This is a genomic window from Candidatus Aquicultor sp., from assembly GCA_036504445.1.
In the GTDB taxonomy this organism is placed as follows: domain Bacteria; phylum Actinomycetota; class Aquicultoria; order Aquicultorales; family Aquicultoraceae; genus DASXVE01.
In genome coordinates, this window is record DASXVE010000008.1 from 1 (window position 1) to 18,134 (window position 18,134).

The 18,134-nt window shown below is 47.8% G+C and carries 20 protein-coding genes; 7 read left to right on the forward strand and 13 right to left on the reverse strand.

Going from position 1 to position 18,134, the window contains the following annotated elements:
• A partial coding sequence (locus VGK02_00880) for a hypothetical protein (GenBank protein ID HEY3373604.1) occupies positions 1-1,804 on the reverse strand: 1,804 nt, incomplete at its 3' end.
• A gap of 531 nt (positions 1,805-2,335) precedes the next feature.
• Positions 2,336-3,061, reverse strand: a complete 726-nt coding sequence (locus tag VGK02_00885) for an HAD family hydrolase (GenBank protein HEY3373605.1) — start codon at positions 3,059-3,061, stop codon at positions 2,336-2,338.
• A 235-nt stretch (positions 3,062-3,296) separates the two neighbouring features.
• Between VGK02_00885 and VGK02_00890 the strand changes: the two genes are divergently transcribed.
• Positions 3,297-4,964, forward strand: coding sequence for an S-layer homology domain-containing protein (locus VGK02_00890; protein HEY3373606.1), 1,668 nt, complete (start codon positions 3,297-3,299; stop codon positions 4,962-4,964).
• 6 nt (positions 4,965-4,970) lie between these two features.
• Here the strand turns inward: VGK02_00890 and VGK02_00895 are convergent, their stop codons facing one another.
• The 6 genes from VGK02_00895 to VGK02_00920 all read right to left on the reverse strand — a co-directional run bounded on the left by VGK02_00895 (position 4,971) and on the right by VGK02_00920 (position 10,366).
• Entirely contained in the window at positions 4,971-7,037 is a 2,067-nt protein-coding gene (locus tag VGK02_00895; GenBank protein ID HEY3373607.1) for a SpoIIE family protein phosphatase, read from the reverse strand.
• A 380-nt stretch (positions 7,038-7,417) separates the two neighbouring features.
• Positions 7,418-8,290, reverse strand: a complete 873-nt coding sequence (locus VGK02_00900) for a metallophosphoesterase (GenBank protein HEY3373608.1) — start codon at positions 8,288-8,290, stop codon at positions 7,418-7,420.
• Positions 8,291-8,404: 114 nt separating this feature from the next.
• A complete protein-coding gene (locus VGK02_00905; GenBank protein HEY3373609.1) occupies positions 8,405-8,815 on the reverse strand; it encodes a BlaI/MecI/CopY family transcriptional regulator in 411 nt (136 codons plus the stop codon).
• 136 nt (positions 8,816-8,951) lie between these two features.
• Positions 8,952-9,269 (reverse strand): hypothetical protein, encoded by a 318-nt coding sequence (locus tag VGK02_00910; GenBank protein ID HEY3373610.1) that lies wholly within the window; start codon positions 9,267-9,269, stop codon positions 8,952-8,954.
• Positions 9,270-9,336: 67 nt separating this feature from the next.
• The gene (locus VGK02_00915; protein HEY3373611.1) at positions 9,337-9,669 is read right to left on the reverse strand and encodes a hypothetical protein; all 333 of its coding nucleotides are present in this window, start codon (positions 9,667-9,669) and stop codon (positions 9,337-9,339) included.
• A gap of 271 nt (positions 9,670-9,940) precedes the next feature.
• Positions 9,941-10,366, reverse strand: a complete 426-nt coding sequence (locus tag VGK02_00920) for a hypothetical protein (protein HEY3373612.1) — start codon at positions 10,364-10,366, stop codon at positions 9,941-9,943.
• A gap of 187 nt (positions 10,367-10,553) precedes the next feature.
• Here VGK02_00920 and VGK02_00925 point away from each other — a divergent pair, with 187 nt between their 5' ends.
• Positions 10,554-11,402 carry a 4Fe-4S binding protein gene (locus tag VGK02_00925; GenBank protein ID HEY3373613.1) on the forward strand — a complete coding sequence of 283 codons (849 nt, stop codon included), beginning with the start codon at positions 10,554-10,556 and terminating at the stop codon, positions 11,400-11,402.
• 56 nt (positions 11,403-11,458) lie between these two features.
• Here the strand turns inward: VGK02_00925 and VGK02_00930 are convergent, their stop codons facing one another.
• Positions 11,459-11,947, reverse strand: a complete 489-nt coding sequence (locus VGK02_00930) for a TspO/MBR family protein (GenBank protein HEY3373614.1) — start codon at positions 11,945-11,947, stop codon at positions 11,459-11,461.
• 129 nt (positions 11,948-12,076) lie between these two features.
• On the opposite strand from VGK02_00930, the gene VGK02_00935 reads away from it, so the two are divergent.
• Positions 12,077-12,373, forward strand: a complete 297-nt coding sequence (locus tag VGK02_00935; protein ID HEY3373615.1) for a GYD domain-containing protein — start codon at positions 12,077-12,079, stop codon at positions 12,371-12,373.
• Between the two features lie 62 nt (positions 12,374-12,435).
• Here the strand turns inward: VGK02_00935 and VGK02_00940 are convergent, their stop codons facing one another.
• Both VGK02_00940 and VGK02_00945 read right to left on the reverse strand, forming a co-directional pair.
• Entirely contained in the window at positions 12,436-12,699 is a 264-nt protein-coding gene (locus VGK02_00940; GenBank protein HEY3373616.1) for a cupredoxin domain-containing protein, read from the reverse strand.
• 149 nt (positions 12,700-12,848) lie between these two features.
• Positions 12,849-13,532: a peptidylprolyl isomerase gene (locus tag VGK02_00945; GenBank protein ID HEY3373617.1), complete on the reverse strand. Its 684-nt coding sequence runs from the start codon at positions 13,530-13,532 to the stop codon at positions 12,849-12,851.
• Between the two features lie 375 nt (positions 13,533-13,907).
• Between VGK02_00945 and VGK02_00950 the strand changes: the two genes are divergently transcribed.
• The 4 genes from VGK02_00950 (at position 13,908) to VGK02_00965 (ending at position 15,673) form a co-directional block, all read left to right on the forward strand.
• Positions 13,908-14,423 carry a cytochrome c gene (locus VGK02_00950; protein ID HEY3373618.1) on the forward strand — a complete coding sequence of 172 codons (516 nt, stop codon included), beginning with the start codon at positions 13,908-13,910 and terminating at the stop codon, positions 14,421-14,423.
• Between the two features lie 31 nt (positions 14,424-14,454).
• Complete coding sequence (locus VGK02_00955) at positions 14,455-14,712, forward strand: hypothetical protein (protein ID HEY3373619.1); 258 nt, start codon at positions 14,455-14,457, stop codon at positions 14,710-14,712.
• Positions 14,713-15,096: 384 nt separating this feature from the next.
• Positions 15,097-15,303, forward strand: a complete 207-nt coding sequence (locus VGK02_00960; GenBank protein HEY3373620.1) for a cold-shock protein — start codon at positions 15,097-15,099, stop codon at positions 15,301-15,303.
• A gap of 202 nt (positions 15,304-15,505) precedes the next feature.
• Complete coding sequence (locus VGK02_00965; GenBank protein HEY3373621.1) at positions 15,506-15,673, forward strand: hypothetical protein; 168 nt, start codon at positions 15,506-15,508, stop codon at positions 15,671-15,673.
• Between the two features lie 104 nt (positions 15,674-15,777).
• Here VGK02_00965 and VGK02_00970 read toward each other — a convergent pair whose 3' ends face one another.
• Positions 15,778-16,551 carry a hypothetical protein gene (locus tag VGK02_00970; GenBank protein HEY3373622.1) on the reverse strand — a complete coding sequence of 258 codons (774 nt, stop codon included), beginning with the start codon at positions 16,549-16,551 and terminating at the stop codon, positions 15,778-15,780.
• Entirely contained in the window at positions 16,548-17,972 is a 1,425-nt protein-coding gene (locus tag VGK02_00975) for a MurT ligase domain-containing protein (GenBank protein HEY3373623.1), read from the reverse strand. The genes VGK02_00970 and VGK02_00975 overlap by 4 nt, the downstream gene beginning before the upstream one ends.
• Positions 17,973-18,134 lie beyond the last annotated feature (162 nt).

Sequence of the window (18,134 nt, forward strand, 5' to 3'; positions counted from 1 at the left end):
GGTCGACTTTGCCGATATCACGATAGGTTGCAATCGCCGCTTGAACAGGCTCGTCCGGATGATATTTCTGTGCCTGGTACCAGCTGATGACCTCATCCGCTGTGGTATTGGCAAGGTTTTTGCTGAAGAGGCGATTGTACGCATCGACGTCCGGCTCGACACCTTCGCGCTGCATGGTTTCAAGCCAGAGTTTTGCTGTATTGTAATCGGGCGATTTTGCCACCATGAGGTTATAGGTTTCCTCGTTAGGCATAATCCCCTGCTTTTTCATCGAATCAAACCATGATTTTGCGGTGTCATAGTACGGAGCGTTGGAGATGAGCGCGTTGTAGCTCGCGATATCGGGCTTAATACCCTCTTCACGGATGGTTTCAAGATATGAGAAGACCGCGTCCATGGTCTCCCTGATCAGCTTGCGCGCAACCGCAAGGTACGGGTAATCGAGAGCGATTTTAAGCGCCTGATCGATGTGGCCTGATTTCTGGTATGTGGATATTACGACCTGGATGGGGTCTTCCGAATCGATCCCATGCTCTTTATACCAAGCGAGGACTTCCTCAGCATTCTTGCCGGCCAGGTTTTTGCTAAACAGCCTGTTGAACGTGTCGATGTTTGGTTGGATGCCGTCACTCTTCATCGCATCGAACCAGGAATTTGCGGTTGCAAAGTCGACTGCTTTGGTAATCAAGCTGTTGTATGTTATGACGTTTGTCCTGATGCCTTCTTCCTGCATCATCTGTATCAGTGCCGCCGCATTCTCATAATCGGGCGCTTTGGTCAGGAGCCTGTTAAATGCGATTAGGCCAGGTTGGATGCCGTCGATAAGCATCGCGTCGAGCCAGAACTTCGCTTTTTCATAATCAAGCGCTTTGGATATAAGGGCGCTGTACGAGCTAAGGTCCGGCTGGAAGCCGGCGTCCTGCATTGCGCTGAGCCAAGCTTTCGCAGTGTTGTAATCGGGTGCTCTCGCGACCAATATGCTATAGACCGGCGCGGCCGGTGCAATCCCCTGTTCTATCATGGCATCATGCAAGGTGAGCGCCGTAGTATAATCCGGTGCTTTTGCTACGAGCCCCGTGTAGGTTAGGGTATCGGCCTGGATGCCGTCCTCAAGCATCATATCGAAAAGCGCTTTTGCATGGTCGTAATCAGGTGCTTTTGCGATAAGCGCACCGTAAGTTGTCGTGTTAGGTATGAGACCGGCTTTCTTAACCGTGTCGAGCAGGTGAAGCCCGACCGGATACTCAAGCACGTGTGCGATTAAGTTATTTACGCGTGCAAGCGCATCGGCTGCAGGTTTTTCTTCTGCTTTACCCTGCGTTCCGGATGCCGTTACCATGCGCTTGGCAAGCTCGGTTGCCGCCACATCGGCCGCTTCTAAGTTGCCGATAGCTTTTAATGTATAAACAAACGGCTCGGCGTTACTACTACTTGATATTGCAGCAGGGATTATGTCGCCGAGCACGTTCATTGCGAAGTCGTCAACGACCGCCGGCAAATCGCTCCCAGTGCGAGCAGCTAGATTGGCGGGCGCCATATTAAATATTTGAGCGACATGCTTGGCAACAGCCTCGTCGACAAGCACCTCGTCCGCTTTGCAGTAATCGGTCAGAGCTGCCGCTTTGCCGGCGCTTTCGCCGACCCATTCTTTTTGGCCGCCCGGCAGCTCAATCAACCTGTCAGGGCTGCCAAAAAGCGCAATTCGAAGTGAGGGAGTACGATCAGCCGCAATGCCGACCGTTTGTGTTAGCTCGCGTTTGAACGTGCGGGCGAGAATTGTCGCCAGACAACACAATAGGGGCACGCTTGCCCCCCTGTTCGTCATCAACAACCAATTACCAGCATATTTTAATGAAATATCTGTAAGTTCAAGCCCCTCCAGATGCATCTTAATTTGTTCGGCTACCAGTACATTCAAGCGAGTTTGTTTCGAAGTCGGCATTGCTGTGTTGCTTCGTACGGGTGTTTCCATGTCCACTGAAAGGCAGTAAACTAGAGGCAATTGTCTGTGGGATTCCATCTACGTCTCACGCTTCCTTTCTTTGCTACTTAAAGTCTTGAATCTTACAGCATCTTTGGGCAGAACTCTTCACCATATTACCATAGGCTCGGAGGCCGCCCAATACTCAATTACATGGCAGAACGCATGCGCTGACGGAAAAACGCCTGTAATATTACACTAAAGGCGCTTGCAAGAAATTCGCTTTTTTAATTGCTGCCTTGTGTTTTACGGGTATGGTCGCGGATAGAAAATTAGCCCTAAATCGGCGGGAATATTTTCAGTTAATTTCTTAATATTATTTTCCTAGTAAACGCATGAACCGCTACTGCTTAATCAGCTACCTACCGCTCTCGCTTTACCGGCATTGCGCAGATCGTTGATAATATCAAATGCCTCATAAATATCTTCAGCGACAATATTGGCGACCGCTTTGACTTCATCCGGCGATTCTTCAAACGTCATCGAATAGCCTGCTGTGCGCAACATCGGCACATCGTTAAATGAGTCCCCAACCGCAATTACCTCGCGTGCCAGGAACCCAAGGCTGTTCAAGTACCGGATAAAGACGCTTTTATCGAGCCCGACCGGCAGCACATCAACCGCGTCCCAATGCGGAAGCACGTAAACATCGGTAAGATGCTGGGTCTGTACGAACTTCTCGACCGCATCATATACAACCGAAACCGGTAAAATCGGTTTCACGAAAGCAGTCACACTGCTGCTGTTCGGTGAGAACCATATGTTATCGCGAAAGCGGTGCCACAAAAAGCTCTTTGCGTAATCAAGACTCCGCCTCGTCTCGGGTGAAACGTCGTAGATAATCTCGACCTTCTCTTGCGGCCGAAAAATCACCCCTCCATTTTCACCACCGACTAATGGATCAGGAATACCGATTCCATCGGCGATACCGTGCAGGTAAATAGCATCTTTGCCCGATACAAGGGATACACGCATCCCATAGCCGACAAGCTCATGCATTTTTTCAATTACGCCGATTTCTACCGGCTTATCAGGTACTCTGAGCGTCCCGTCTAAATCAAACACGACAACTTTATACATACTCCATATGGCTCCTTGCGCTCGCCACCAAGCTGGTCATTACTAATATATGTTCAATACCGAAACTTTTTAGGCATGATGCACAATAGCTAGTGCCGACGTAAGCTAATAGCATGACCTTGCGGTATATGTGCTTACCTCCCGACTTGCGATTGTTTGCATCCGGTGTTAGCATCTCAATGAACTGCAATTAAGCTATTATGTACGAACCATACGTGAGAAGCAGGTAGGTGGCATGAAAAGAGTTTTTATCACATTTCTTTTATTTGCGCTATTCGTGTTTATCGCAAGTATGCCCGTTCTGGCGGCACCGCACGCATCGTTTTGCGACGTAAATAGCTCGTACTGGGCCCATACACCGATCTATTCTCTAGCTAATTACGGCGTAATAAATGGAGGGGCCGACAACCGTTTCCGGCCCACCGACGGCCTAACCCGCTGTGAGCTTGCCAAGCTCTTGACGCTTGGATTTGTTATACAAAACGAGCCTGTTTCGTTAAGCTATGCTGATTTAAGTGAAAGCCATTGGGCACGCCAATTCGTCGCAAAAACCGTAAGCGCCGGTTGGATGAACGGTTTTCCTGATAAGACATTTAGACCGAGCAACAAGGCAACGCGGGCACAAGTTGCAAAAATTTTGGTTGCCGCCGCCGGCTATCCGGTAGAGGATAATGCTTCGCAAGATTTTAAGGATGTCGGCAGCGGCCATTGGGCATACACATATATCGCTACCGCCGCCAAGAACGGCTTGATAAGCGGCTATCCCGACGGTACGTTTCGCCCTAATGCACAGCTGACACGCGCCGAGGCCGCAACATTGATTTACAGAACGCTTAAGAATAAGGATTACTTAATCGATCATGCTGCCGTAAGCGGAATACGGTTTGAGCGCTACCGTCGTTTTACCAGCCAGGGACCGCTCAATATAAACGTGCTCAATATACCTAAAACATCGCCAACAGCATTTAAGCTGGGTCTCGCTCATAGTATAGTTGCCTCGCGAGAAGCACTCAGTTCGATGGCTCAGCGCACTGGGGCTATAGCCGGCATCAATGCAGATTTCTTCTCATTTAATCCGGGAGGGCCGAGTGGTCTTATGGTGGATGGGCAGATTATCTCATCGCCGATTAACAACCGCTCGTACTTCGGCATATTGCCTGATAAAACCTGTATTATCGATAAAACATCTCTGACCGCATCAATTACGCCGTCGGCAACGCAAAGAAGCGGTATTATCGCATGGGTCAACAAGCTGCGTGATGCTTCATCCAGCACAATTATTACCTATACGCCGCTTTTCGGCTCTTCAACGCTTACCGATAACGGCGGTATCGAGGTTGTCGTCAGGGTAAGTGGCGCTGTTGCCCCGGGCAGCGAGCTCGAAGGCACGGTCGTTGATGTGCGTGACGGCGCAGGCAATACGGCGATTCCGGCGGATTGTGTTGTGCTCTCAGCCCCAAACGGGGCCGGCAGAGACTATCTTGTCGCCAACATGGTTCTTGGCGATACGGTCAAGCTCGCGTTCTCTCTTGGTTCAAATTGGCAGGATAGCATGAGCGCTGTAGGCGGCGGCCCCAGGCTCATCCGGGATGGGAATACCGGCGTCGAGAACGAAGCGTTTGAATCATCCCAGGTTAAGGGCAGAAGCCCCAGAACCGGAATCGGCATCGATACGGATGGCGATCTGATCATTGAAGTCGTTGACGGGCGAGCGGATAATTTCAGCATCGGTATGACGTTATCGGAACTCGCGGCGGATTTGGCTGACAGGGGCGCTATCAACGCAATGAGTTTCGATAGCGGTGGTTCCTCGGAGCTCTACTTTAACGGCGCCGTCCGTAATTATCCGAGCGACGGTAGCGAACGTCCGATTGCAAATGCGCTCCTTTTCGTGCCGAACTAAGTTGTTCTAAGGTGTGCGCTCGCTAAAAGATACCGCAAGAATTGCCATATCATCCGAGAACTCGCCGCCGGTAAAGTCGATAACGCTATCAAAAATCGCACTGGGGATTTCACTAACGGCATATGATATTGTTTCACGCATAAGTTCCTCCAGGCGCTGCTCACCATAGAACTCACCCTGCTTACGCGCTTCGACAACCCCATCGGTATAAACAACGAGAATGTCGCCGGCCTCGAGGCTGATGGTGGCTTCGGAGTATGGAACATCGGCAAACGCACCGATGATCGGCGACATTTCATCTAAAGCCTCGATACTCGATCCTGCCCGGCGTACAAGCGCAGGCGGCTGCCCGGCACTGCAATAGGTAAGCTCGCCCGTCTCCAGTGACAGGATCCCAAAAAATGCTGTTACAAATAATGAAGGCTCCAACAACTTGACGGTAACCTCGTTAGCCTTTGCTATAATTGCAGCCGGTGAATCATTATCATATGCGTAAGCTTTAATAATGTTTTTTATCATAGATGTGATGGTTGATGCCTCGAGTCCTTTACCCGAGACATCCCCAACGATTATACCGATACGCTTGTGTCCGAGCGCAAACAGGTCATAGAAATCGCCCCCCACACGAGCCACCTCGGTAGCGGATTTGTAAAGACTCTTAAATTCTATGCCTTCAAGTTTTGCCGGCAAAGTCAAGAGCGATTCCTGCAAAATATCGGCAATATTTCGCTCGATCTCATAAAGCCGGGCGTTTTCAAGTGCAAGAGATACGGCGGTTGCAAGCTTTGTAGCAAAATCCAACTGGATTTCAGAGAGAGCTATTAAGGAGCTCATGGTTATAAAGTGTACAACTCCTACTACGTCCCCTTTTACGATAAGCGGTATAACAAGTTTTGACCGGAACCCATGCTTTTTAGAGAGCTCTCGGTTGCACCGATCATCGTACTCGACGTCGCCAATAAACACAAGCTCTTTCGTTTGTGCTACCAATGTCGATGTCTTTGCCTCGTCCATAGTCAGATAAGGCCCGACATGTCCATCAGGAAACCCATAGAGATACCGTACGACCCACTGATTGCCGCAACGTAAAAGAATCATGCCGGCTTCAAACCCTAAAGACTGAGCGGCATCAACAAGCACGCGCTCGATGATCTTGTCAAAATCAAGCATCGAGTTGATTGTGGTATTAATATTGCTCAAAGCCCTGCTAAGCTCATCGCGACGTTTTAGATTCAACCGCGCTTTATCAAGCGATAACGCCAGCTCTTCAAGCTCATCACCAGTTTTCACGGTAATGGGCGCAGTAAAATATCCCTCACCAACGACCTTTGCCCCATCCACAAGAGTCGATATGCTCCCGGTAATACGGCGTGCAAAACATGTGCTGATGAAAAAAGCAACAAACAGGGCTAAAAGGGCAAATACGGCTGAGGACTCAACGCTCGTGCGAATTGGCGCCAGCGCACTATCAACAGTTATGTCAGATCCGGCCGCCCATCCGATCCCCGGAATGGGTACCTCAGAGACTAGATCTTCCTTGCCCTTGAGCGGGTCTATAAAGTCAGCACGAAATACCTCCCGCCCGTACAACGCATCCCTTACAAAGCTATATTTGTTCCAAAGTGGCTTGGTGAGCGGGTAGTTTGCGTTTGTACTTAAGAAAACCAGGCGTCCGTTGGAATCAACGATGTGCGTTTCGCCGTCCTCTACCAATACCGGTAACGTGTCGTGCAGCTTCGCCAGATTTACAAATGAAGTTACCGTTAGGATGAGTTCGCCCGTGCTGTCCCGTAGCGCCCGTGAAATATGAAAACCGGCCGGGTAGCCACCAAGCTCGACCGGTTCTATGCTATTTAACTCCCCGCTCGCGCGCAGCTTTGTAAATACAGCATCATGCGAGAAATCTTGGCCGATGAGTTGTGAATTTGTCGAAGCTGTAACGGTACCGGTCGCATCTGTTACCAGGGCATAATCAACCGGATAGTTATCGGTGAGCTGCTGGAGGGCGAGCTTGACAGCAGGCGAGAATTTGTGGTCGCTCAGAATATCATCGCCAACCAGCTTCATAGCCATGCCAAGTTCTCTTGTAAAAGAAGCAAAGCTCATAGCGGTGAGATGCGCGATTTCATGCCGCTCCTGCAGTGTGCTCTGCAAACCTGCGTTGTACCAATTTACATGCGTAAGCCAGGCGATCGCAATAAGCGGGAGCGCGACAATTAAATAAATGGCTGCTAATTTCTTGCTAATACCCGATCACTTCTTCACCTGTAGGTCCCTTCTCACGGTGTGTCCTGGCAAATATGATGATACAGCTGGGCATTCTTTGGTGCGCCGGGGCATTAAAGCAGTCAAATGTTAACAATATATTGCTAAGCATACCATTAATATGTATTCCATAAAAGTTGTTATATGTAACAACGCCAATCGTTGGAGATCGGACCTGGCCGTGCAAGCTATCGTTGCTGGCTTTCAAGCGTCAATGCTACAATCTCCGGACGGTCGAAAACCCGCAACTTAAAAATACTATTGCCAAGGCCCCTGCTTACAACCATCGAGGACTTAGCGAGGCGGTACATACCTGTCGTATATTTGGGGAATAGCCCTTGGCCCGGTGCATATAAACCACCTATAAACGGTAGGCGGATTTGCCCGCCATGCGCATGCCCACAAAATGTAAGATCGATACCATGCCGGGCATACACCGAGAAGAACTGGGGTTGGTGAGAAAGCAGAATTGTAAAAGTATTGGGGCTTGTGCCGGCAAGCGCCCGATCGAGTTTTGTTGAGAGGATGGCTTCATGATAGTCGTCAGCAAAAAGCTGATCGCCCTTATGCGTGCCTTTTGTGATGTCATCAAGGCCTGCTAAGATAATATACTCGGCGCCGCGCCGGATAACCGCATGCTCATCATGCAGTACATGTATGCCTGCAGCCCTGAGCTTCGGTTCGAGTGAGTAAAACCTATCCGATTGCCATTCATGGTTACCGGTTATGAAATAGACGGGCGCTATACGTACCGCCCTGCGCATAAACTCCAACCCTTCCGCCTCGCCATAGGGGCGGTCGTACACTAAATCGCCGGTAACCACAATAATATCGGCGTTAGCGGCCCGAATGCGCGCCAGGATTGCGCTTTGGTGCTCGCCGAATCGTATGTTGTGCAAATCGGATATCTGCACTATCTTATATCCGTTAAAAGAGGCAGGTAGAGTATGCGAGCAAAGCTGCAAATTGGTCTCCACGAGGCTATTGTTCTCAAAATATGCAAAGGTACTTGCCAATAAACCAAGAACCAACGCCAACAAAATATAGCTTAGTTTTTTCATGCAATTTTTCTCCGGCAACCATCTTACGCAGCTTAATAACACCGGCGCTAGAATCCGATATAACAGAGCCCTGCTTAATTAAGCAGGGCTCTGTTATATCCAGCTGCAGTGCCATTAATTGCTCTGGTTGAGCTCGTCCTTTAATTTGAGTATTTTCTCGATGTCTTCTTCCTTAGGCATATCCAGCAGATACGAGAGGATCGGGGTCGACACACCGCCGAGCACCCTATTGACTACGGTCTCCACTATCGACTCTGCCATAGCATCACGCGATATGGCAGCCGAATACAGATAAGCTTTGCTGTTACGGTTTTGTCGCAGCAGGCCTTTTTGTGCCATATTATTCATGGTTGCCATGACTGTAGTGTACGGAATATAGCCTTGTGATAGGATGACCTCATGGATATCTCGTACTGTTATCGTGTCATTTTCCCAGACAATGTTCATAATATCGGCTTCAAGTGCGCTTAGCCCGTTTACGCCGATTTTAGGCACCCGCTTACTGGCTTTGATCTCCTTTTTCACGTATCTTCTACCTCCAATGTAATGTGTAACACAATAAACGACTGGGCGTTAAACTAGGATAATACTATAACTATACACAAGTTTAGCGAAACACAAACCCTCAGTGAAGTAGGGCTTTATCAACCACAACTCAAACCTATGTTTGTTGCTCTCCCGGAAGCTTAACGATTCCAAGAAGTACTCGGTATGGGCCCGGCATGCCATGCGGTAGGAGAGTAATGCGATCACCCGGTTTTACGCGGGCTTCTGGCGGCGGCATTGCATGATGATTAACGAAGACCGCTTCGATTTTTTCAAGCGGGATCGCAAGTGCCTCGGCCAATTCAATTGCGGAGCATTCGCGGTCAAGCGCATATGGCAGTGGAAAGGGCCACCCTCTTTGGTTGGATATTTCTCGTAAAACACCAAAGCAGCGTACTTCTACATCGGTGTTATTAGGCGTGTGATTTTGCATAACTCACCTACAGAAAAAGTCGTACCTCTTCAGGCGGCTCTCAATAAACTAATGCCTTCAAGCAAAATTAAATACTAGTCTTTGCCAAATATTTTTCTTGCCATTGATCAATTTCAGTGCAGATTTCTTTTTCTAGACCAACCCGGTTATCTTCATCGACGTATACGATCGGCTCTTCGTCCTTCAAAGCTAAAACCACTTGTACGGGGTAGAGCTCCAATACGTCCCCTTCGCACTTCAGAAGCACATACACCTCGGATTCGTATGATCCGTCTCCATAGACTCTCTCAATATTTGAAGCGAGTACCAGGCCGTTCCCTAGAAATGCATGCTTTCTATTGTTGATGATTGACGCGATAAGCTGCGTAATTAAGTCCTCGGATTTGTTCACTCGATCCATAACCATCCCTTTACTTAATCGACAAAACGTTCATCATACCGGCTGCACACACTCGTGCTGTGAATCTGACGTAATTATTGGTGTCGATAAGCCGATTCCATAATTATACGGCGACATGACAGAATTTTATAGTCGACCGCGCAAATTGAAACGGTTTTCGCAGTTGACGCAACCAAGCGGCCCGGATACTGACCGGTATTGCGTTAGAGATTGTCTATACCTTTATTTCCCAATTTAATGCTAATTAATTACGTCATACATAGAAGGGTGTTTAGGCTTTATTGTCGGGCATACAAATGTGATCTTCTTGTCGAACGGAGAGAACATTATCGTTCGGGAGGCTCGTAAAGACGACTTCAAAAAACGGGGTGATTTGATTGAAAACAGGCTTGTTGACCGTTATAAAATCCTGCCACTCCCGTCCGTCGATGAGCGACGCGACGTATTCGTTTACATACACGGATAAGATCAGCGGGTAGCGTTTATCGTACTGGTCTGCCTTATCGTTGAGGTAGACTGAGGTAAGCTCAACACCAACCCGATAACTCGAATGCGTATCCTTAAGGAAATAATCCGGCTTATCACGTCTCGCAACAATCTCGAGCTCACGACCGTGCGGCAATTTGCGGTACGCATCGATAAATACATGTATTTCGAAGTCTTCTCTTGATTCCCTATTTGGCCAGTAAGATTCCATAAAGCTCCTTCGAGCCCAATTGTAAGACATAACCGCGCCCAGAGGGAATAGAGAACACCGTGGGGAAAACAATACTGTAATGATATTTTAAGCAAAACCTGTTGACTGGAAGAACAATCGCTTCATGAAGAAGCTCACCTATGCCGTGTTACTATTGATAGCCATTATATTCTTCTCATGGTTGAAAATGGAACGGCGGATTTTGCCGAGGCGCTCGACCAGGGAATACTGGTCTCTCTCACCAATGCCGGTCCCAAAAAAATTTGAGGGATATATCTACGGCGCGGCAACTCATCTTTATTTGAAACCGGCTACCTGGACGTGGCTTGCGCGAAGAGTTCGGGGGGCTGAGTCTGCCGATACATACCACGGTAAAATCATGACCAACGAAGATGCGACCAAGCTGATTACGGTAAACGGGCCTATCGAGCTCACCGGCATCGAGCATGTCATCCCCCATCCGGTCGCTCGTGATATTATTTTGCAGAGCGGCGAGCAACGCATCGCTGTTCTAGATTGTCCCTGCCGCGCGCAGAAAGAAAAGGCGTGCGAGCCGCGTGATGTCTGCCTCGTTGTCGGAGAACCTTTTGCCGGCTTTGTCATCGATCACCAACCCTCAAAAACACGGTATGTTTCACGCACCGAAGCCCTGTCGATACTCGATGCAGAAAACGAGCGCGGCCACATACATACCGCGTGGTTCAAAGACGTCATGCACGGGCGCTTCTACGCCATCTGCAATTGCTGCTCGTGCTGTTGCTTGGGAATGCAATCGTTCTTACGGGGCGTTCCTAGAATTGCACACTCTGGATACCTTCCGGTTGTCGATGCATCAAAATGCAGAACCTGCGGTGCGTGCAAATCGATATGCCCTTTTAGCGCGATTGAAGCTACTGAGAAAACCGTAAAGATTACGGAAAATGTGTGTATGGGGTGCGGTGTTTGCGCGACACACTGCCGGCACAAAGCGATTACACTGCAGCTTGCCCCCGGTCGGGGTGTACCGCTTGCGATCGACATATTGGTCGCAGAATAGAAGGGTGAAACGATGCCAAAGCGCATGCCGCCCTCGCCCGCTGATTATACTGGATGCTACCTGTTAAGCTGCCATATGTAGTAGTTGAGCACTGAAGCAAAGCTCACCCACAGGATATATGGTATGAGAAGGATTGCCGCCACTGCGGAGATCGGAAAGAACATGATAATAGCTGCGAGAATGCTCGCCCATAAGAACCCGATTTCAGCCAACGCGTAGCGCGGCGATTTCAAACCGAAGAAAAGAAACGACCAGAGGGTGTTAAGACCGAGTTGTATGCCGAAGATCGTGATTGCCCGGTTGATTTGCGGCTTCATCTCGGGAGCCTCATCGCCTCTTCGCCAAACGAGATACAAAGCGACCCCCATAAGCGTATAAAGGATGGTCCACACGGGACCAAATATCCAGTTTGGTGGATTAAACGGGGGTTTTCGTTGCGTTGGATACCATGTCGTAATGGCAGGCGCGGTTACAAGGCCGCCGATAGCACCTGCCGCCTGCGCTATGAAGATGCTGGCGGTAAGTTTAACAATAGTCTTGATCATAAGCACTCCCCCTCCAACAACATGGTTACTTATACTTATCCAGAATATCGATTCTGTAAACAATTCCCTTTATATTCCGAGACTGCATCCGGGAAAGATGGGTAGAACTAAATAAAGGAGGTGGAAATAGTGAAATTTGTCATGCTCAGCAAGTTAACGGATGAAGGTATGGAAACTCTTAAGAAAAACCCTAATAGACTCAAAGAAGTGAATCAAGAAGTCGCCGAGAAGTTCGGGGTTAAGATTGTTGATCAGTATGCGCTTATGGGGACGTATGATTTTGTAAATATTCTCGACGCGCCCGACAACGATACGATGGTAAAAATGGCTACCGAGCTTGGGTCGCGGGGAACAATACGAACACTAACGATGCCTGCCATCGAGATAGACAGGTTCATTCAGGATATTGGGAGTCTAGCGGCATAGCTTAATCCCCTGCTACCAGTATTAATACACAATTTAAGACCCTGCCCGGCAGGGTCTTAATATTACTCGACGACGATCTCTCCATGCGAGTGGAGATGAATCTCACAGTGGTACCTAAATATACCCTTATTCTGAAACCTATGGCTAAAGACTACATTCGCATTAATAACACCTGAATCAAAAGAGCCATCGTCGGCGGTTACCGTGTGAGGTGTTAAATCATTATTGACCCAAATCACTTCGGTCCCCGGGGCAACCTTGATAACCGGCGACTGAAAAGAATTGTTGGTAATCTGAATATCAGCGGACGGTATGCCTTCTCCCACAAGTTCACCTCAAGGTAATTGATTGTGTCGACGTCATTACAAACCTATTTCCCCGATTGCTGTTAGCCCAACCATCATGCAGGCATTACTTTGATGATGTCAGACACGAAAGAAGCTTGCTATTTTTTCCCCGAATGTCCGGGCAGCCATTATTGGGAAGGTTGTTCGACGTAGATTTTGTTTACCGTATCGTAGGCTTTGATTTTGTCCAAGATGTCTAGACCTTCGACAACTTGACCAAAAATCGTAGTTTTACCATCGAGCACCGGCATAGGTGAAAGGATAATATAGAACTGGCTGCCGGCAGTGTCCGGGCCATTCCCGCGTACCATACCGATGGCTCCTCTGATATTTTTGACGTCGCTGAATTCTGCTTTAATCGTATACCCAGGGCCACCGCTGCCATCATTGTCAAGCTTCTTATCTTTTGTTAATGGATCGCCGCCTAGAATTATCTTTCCAGGTACAACCATATGCCACTTAGTGCCGTTGTAAAATCCTTTATTGGCCAGCTTCACAAAGTTCTGGACCGTTTTCGGGGCTTTTCCGGGAAGCATTTCCAAGACAATCTTGCCTTTATTTGTCTCGATTATTACGCGGCCGATATCGGCAAGAGCCGCGGTTTCTGCCCAAGAAGCACCCGCTACCGCCTCGCCCCTTGCTTCTCTCGTTGCCTGTTCTCCGGCTTTTTGCGCGATGGTGTCAAGCTCTTTCTGTTCCATACCTTGGTTATATACGGGGAGTTTCTGCTTCTTAGCGGTTTCCTTAGGAATACAGCCAGCTATCGCAAGCGCACACACTATTGCTAAACAGCACACAAAGAAACGTCTCAAAACTATCTCCTTTGACTGTCCCGTCAACTACTTACACTTGTAGAGTGTATTCCTATACTATTTTATCACAGAAAGCCTGTTGAGAGGACGAAGCAGGTTGTGGCTTTTATGGTTGCACGAAACATACTCGGTAGACGCAACAATGTTGCCCTTTGGTCTGCCGGTAGAGCGAGGCGCATAATATTCGTCACTTGGGGTTTTATAAACTTCTCGCAGATATTTTAGCTTTTTTAGTATCGCGAGGTAGCGATGACGCGCGTTGGGAATAATCCACCTAAAGCCTCGTATTACGGCAAGCTGACAACCTGAGGTACACAACACGCTATGCGAGCTTGCTATACGCCGGGCCAAAGCTATGCATATTCGGGAGGTTTTATGAAACGATTAAACACAACGGTATTCGCGTTAATTGCCATCTGCGTCTTAAGCTTGCTTGCGGCAGGTTGCCCTTCAACCTCGACCACATCGAGAAGCCGAGCGCGAGCAACAACAACTACGGTCGCAGGCCAGACTACAACCACAAGCTCAGGCGGCACTGTGACTTCAGCAAGTAGCAGCTCAACCACATCATCCGGTGCAACGGGATCTGTAAGCAACGGTAGAGACATCTTTGTTAACGGGAAAAGTTCGCACGATAAAATCACGTTTACCGGAGGCAAAGCTAGAAGCTCTGGTGCGTGCGCTAATTGCCACGGCGCCAACGGAAAAGGCGGCATCGGCCCCAACATCACGTATGGTGCATTAAAAGAGAGCGGCTTTACCGATGCCCGTATCAAACGAGCGATAACAAGTGGTTTAGACGAAAAGGGAGATCCCTTGCAAGGCATGCCGCATTATAAAATGTCTAACCAGGACCTAAACGATCTTATAGCATATTTGAAAACACTGTAACCAAGCAATTCGTAACTAGGGAGTGATTGTATTGGCGCCTGAACATTATGACCTGAGAAACATGCAGTACGGCCCCGACCCTGAAGCTTTTTTTGAGAACACATTTGATAAGATTTCCGACGAGCTTGGAGAAGGCCAGGAGGCAACCGTTATTGTCAACCCGGAGCGCATGAACGAGCCGGTCGAGCAGATGGCAGGACTTGCGGAAGACAGCGGCCTTTCAGTAATATCGACCAGGGCAACAGCAAGCGACATGGCGGTTATCGAGGTAAAGAAACGCTCGGCATAACGTGTCAAACAATGGCTCGTCACTAATAACGAGCCCCGCTGTGAGCCATGTGGCAGAAAAAGCCTTCATAAATTAGGTGAGGGCTTTTTCGCATAATTTATTTTGCCGGTCTAAAGACCTATCTTATCAACCACCAGCCATTTTGATATGCGTCCCACCGTTAACCACCGATTCGCGCATATATGACAGCAAAGGTCTAGCCACAAAGAACTTTACAAAAATAAGAATATCGGTCATACTTAACCAAGCTAAGACGTGAATTCGTAAATGGGAGTTCGTTATTAGATGAGCTCTTATTTTTTTGGTCTATGTCGTGAACTTTTATGCAGCGCACTAGCCTAGCGTCGTAAGCTTAAAGTCTTAAGACGCTAGGAGGTGAATGTATTGTCAGCAGGTACTGTAAAGTGGTTTGATGACAGCAAAGGCTTTGGTTTTATTAGCCAGGAAAATGGTGGACCAGACGTTTTTGTGCATCACTCAGCAATCAATGGCGATGGGTTTAAGACTCTTGCCGAAGGCGCGAAAGTTGAGTTTGAAGTCCAGATGGAGGCTAAAGGCGCTCGCGCGTCCAACGTCACTGTTGTTGGATAATCTAAATATATTTTCAGCGTAAAAACCTGCTGGTAACAGCAGGTTTTTTATTTTCAGGTTACTTACTGTGTTTCAGCTGGAAAAGCCACAAATGTGGTATAATAGTGATATAGATGCTTCGTTAGTAAGCTGAGAAGGATATGGGGCTCTTAAAGAACAGAGTGAACATGTCTTTTTTTTATTTTATGGAAAGGAGCGACGGATGAGAATCACGCTAGAGAGTAACGGCAAAAAGTACCGCGCGTATAGCCCCGAGGAGTTCTTTAAATCCCCCGAAAACCCGCAAACAATCTTCAATTTGACCAAGCCTTCACGCAAGAATCACAGGGCAAATGATTTATTTGACAAGCCGCGTCAGGAACAAAGCTAGACGAGTATAATGCTACAAAATAAGGCCCTGTTTATTTAGCGGGGCCTTATTTTGGCTAAGCAACCAGCCGAGGAAGTATTTATGGTAGATGGCGTATTTAAGTTCTAGCGATACGTTCTATTTATGGCCACCGAATGAGCTGCATTCTCAATTGTGTCATCGAGAACTTTTAGCTCGTGTTCTGTCCCATAACGATGTTGGAGGGCCATAGCGATTAAATAATCGGTGAACCACGGGTTTTTTGGCAGTAGCGGTCCATGAAGATAGGTTCCGAAAGCGCGCAGGTACCGGCAACCCTCAAGATGGCCGGTATCATCATTGCCATAACCCCGAATAACATGCCCCAGGTAACCGCATCGTTCACCAAGGTATGTTTTACCGCTATGGTTTTCGAAGCCCACTAGGACGACGCCCGCTTCACCCAATTGGCTAAAACTGCTGGTGCTCGGCCAACTCAAGCTTGTTTGCCGACAATCAACCGAAATATTGCCGATCATTCGTTTATTGGAAGAAATAGTTATAGCATCATAAACACCGATTCCGGGAATTTCGGTCCCCTCGCCCGTCTTAAAATACTTGCCGAAAAGCTGATATCCACCGCAGATGGTAAGAGCTACTACGTCCGATTCAATGGCATCTGTTATTGCCGGTCCCTTAGCAATCAAGTCTCTTGAAGCTAAAACCTGGCTTCTATCTTGACCGCCACCGAAGAATATAATATCAACATCATTGAAATCGGCACTGTCGCCGAGATTGACGTTAACAACCTCTACTTTGATATCTCGCCACTGGCATCGTTTGGCGATAGATATGATGTTGCCACGGTCCCCGTAAAGGTTCATGGCATCCGGATAAAGGTGGCATATCCTGATTTTCATAACTTCATCTCCCAGAAACCGGCAACTATGCCGGCTCTCGTTAAATAATTGCGAATCTCCAACATCGCCGTGTACGTTGGTAGAACATAGAGGGTTTCATGTTCATTGAGCCCTTCGACCGCTTTCTCAAAGGCGGGCACGATTTCCTGTATAACCTCGATTTTCCCAACATCAAGACCGGCATACTTTAGGCGAAGTGCCATATCGTAAGCTCTACTACCCGAGCAGAAAATCGTCTTGAAATCTTTATCCAAGGCTTCGATATCGGCATCCCATATCCACGAGATATCAGTACCATCGGCAAGGTTGTCGTTCAAACAGAATAGAAAGTTTTTCGCTTCCTTATCTGTTGCTAAGATTTCGATTAACTGAGTTAAGCCAACGGGGTTTTTGGTAAGAAGAAGACAGGCTGTTCTTCCTTTAAATTGCAGCTTCTCCATTCGCCCAAAAGCAGCCGTCGTCATTTCCAGGGATTGTTTAATGAGCTCATCTGCAATCCCCAAGGCTTTTGCAATGCTATAAGCACCTAGAGCATTGTAAATGTTGAAAATTCCGGCGAGATTTAAACTAATGGCTATAGAGTTGTCTTTATCAGAAAAGCTGCTGGTAGATTTTGTGATGCCTTGCAGGATGGTTTCTGAAGCAACATACAACGGTTCCGGCCGTAAGAAATTGCAGTGAGGGCATTTGTAGTCACCCATCTGAGCAAAATAGCGTTTCTTATAGCTAAGCTCATGGCCACACAAAACACACTCACTGCTCTCTAGCGAAACCCCTGACGATGAAAATTGCTCGTTATCTTCCAAACCAAAGTAAACGGTTTTAATATTGCTCGATACGTCCTTAGCAAGCGAAGCTACAAGTGGATCATCGGCATTCAAGATTACTGTTGCCTCTTTCAAATACTTGAAGGAGCCGGCAATCGTACCGGCGGTTTTATCGAGTTCTCCGTAACGGTCCAGTTGATCCCTAAAAAGGTTTGTCACCAAAACAAACGTTGGATTAATCGCCGGCACTACTTCCGGCATTGTAGCTTCATCGACCTCAAACAAACCAATATCACCTTTAGGCCACCCCCAAATAGAAGATTGTTCAATAAGCGTAGCTGCTATACCGCGAGCCAAGTTGGAACCACTACGGTTGGTAATTACCCGAAGGTTCGATCGCTCTAATATCTCCGATAAAAACTTGGCTGTGGTTGTTTTACCATTAGTTCCGGTTACAACTATTGCTCCTCCAGGTAATCTTCTTGATATCCCGGCGATGAGATTAGGATCTATTATTAAAGCGACCAAACCAGAACAAGCCGAACCACCGCCTCTTTTTAAGAGGCGGCTTAAAAATATGATCAGTTTGCCTATAGAGACAGCTAATAATCTGCGCATGGTTACTTGTGTAATACCTCTTACCAAGAGAGTCATTATCCCAACACCTATCCACTCAATTGTACTCAGGAATGATGAAGCTACGATGAAAACGAAAAGTGCTCTTTAACTATTGCCGTATACCTGCAATAACGAGCGCTACTATGATGACAGCGAGTACTAGACGATATGCCGTAAGCACAGCAAAGCTTTTCTCTT